This window comes from Kitasatospora sp. NPDC093558 (assembly GCF_040683475.1).
In the GTDB taxonomy this organism is placed as follows: Bacteria; Actinomycetota; Actinomycetes; order Streptomycetales; family Streptomycetaceae; genus Kitasatospora.
Genome location: NZ_JBFBDY010000952.1, coordinates 1 through 1,977, shown reverse-complemented (window position 1 = coordinate 1,977; position 1,977 = coordinate 1). Strand labels below are relative to the sequence as shown.

The 1,977-nt window shown below is 71.6% G+C and carries 1 protein-coding gene; it reads left to right on the top strand.

Features of this window, described 5'->3' with window-relative positions; genetic code table 11:
• A partial coding sequence (locus AB0O00_RS37320) for a hypothetical protein (RefSeq protein WP_363659137.1) occupies window positions 1-1,977 on the top strand: 1,977 nt, incomplete at both ends.

Here is a 1,977-nt window from a genome sequence, read left to right as displayed (position 1 = left end):
GCCCCGCCCTGGCCCGACTGGGCCCGCTACGCCCGCGTCGCCGACGGCACGTTCACCGGCCTCGCGGACATGCAGGCGAACATCGACGCCCTCAAGGCCCAGAACGTCAGCGTGATCGAGCTCGACACCGTCCTGTCCGACTGGCACACCGACGCCGAGTTCACCGCCCACCTGACCCTCGTGAAGGCCTACGTCGACAAGGCGCACGCCGCCGGCCTCAAGGTCGTCATGTACTACCCGGCCCTGGAGGTGATCTCCCCCGGCGGCGAGAAGGGCCCCTCGTTCTACAAGAACGGCGAGGGCGGCGCCTGGGTCCAGCGCTCCCTCGACGGCAAGCCGAACGTCTTCTACGGCAGCGTCGTCATCTGGGTCGGCCCCGGGGACGAGAGCGTCTGGCTCAGCCCGGACTCCCCCTGGCGGGACTACTACCTCAAGCGCATCAAGCTGCTCGCCGCGACCGGCGTCGACGGCATCTGGCCCGACCTCCCGCTGTACTTCGACGGCTTCCTCTCCTGGTGCGACGCCTCCACCTGGGGCGCCGCCGCGTTCAAGGCCGACACCGGCCTCGACGTCCCCAAGGCCGTCGACCACAACGACCCCGTCTTCCGGCGCTACGTCGAGTGGCGCCACCGCAACCTGCTGAAGTTCCAGCTCGACATCGCCTCCGCCGCCCGCTCCGTCAGCCCCGGCCTGCTGGTCTTCTCCGAGACCGTGCCCCTCGACCACCGCTACGCGACCCTCACCGGCCTCGACGGCGGCTACCTGCGCTTGGCCGACAACGCGACCACCCAGGTCTGGGAGGTGGACGTCCTCGCCAACTTCGACGGCATGCGCCACGCCACCGCCACCGACTGGACCTGCCTGGTCTCGATGGCCAAGTACGCCCGCGCGGCGAGCGGCACCAAGCCCGCCTGGGCGTTCTCGTACGGCTGGCTGGCCGACGACGCCTCCCAGGTCATGGCCGAACTGCTCGCCGCCGGCTGCAACCCGTACGAGGTGCGGACGCCGTACAAGAACGCGGGCGCCGACCCGGCGATGCGCACCCGGATGTACGGCTTCGTCCGCGCCAACCAGGACCGGATCTTCGGCGGGCAGTCCCTCGCCGACGTCGCCGTCTACCACTCCAGCGCCTCGCGCGACTACGTGAGCCCCGCGGCCGGCTACGGCAGCGGCACGTACTTCAACACCACCCCGCCCGCGAGCGTCCCCGACTGGTGGGCGGGCAGCTTCCGCTCCAGCTGCGCCGCGATGCCGTGGCTGGGCGAGTTCCGGGGCACGGTGAAGGCGCTGGTGTACGCGCACGTCCCGTTCGACACGCTCACGAGCCCGGGGCTGACCGACACCGACCTGGCCCGGTTCAAGGTCGTCCTGTTCCCGAACCTCCAGGCGGTCTCGGACGCCGAGGCCGACCTGATCCGGGGCTTCGTCCAGGGCGGCGGCACCGCCCTCCTCACCGGCCCGGCGCCCACCGCGCTCGATCAGTTCGGCACGCCGCGCGCGGAGTTCGCGCTGGCCGACGTGCTCGGCTTCAAGAAGGCCGACCCGCTGCCCGCGAGCCGCAAGACGGCGTTCGGCACCGGCACCTGCTGGTACGTCCAGGCGCTCCCCGGGCTCGGCTACCTGAGCAACAACGACCAGGCCTCCGCCGACCAACTCCTGACGCCCGTACGGCAGTCCGCGCCGCCCTCCGTGACCCTCGCGGGCGATCGGCGGATCCACCTGGAGGCCCGCTGGCTGGGCGCCGACACCATCGTCCACCTGGTGAACTTCACCAACTTCGGGGACGCCCCGGCCGATTACCGCACCACCCCGGCCAACTGCACGCTCTCGTACGCCCTTCCGGCCGACACGGCCGTCGCCGCCGTGACCGTCGCCACGCCGGACGGCACCGACCCGGCCCCCAAACCGGTGCCGTACACCGTCACCGGCACGACGGTCAGCGTGCCGCTGACCGTCGTGCAGTACGCGGTGGTCACG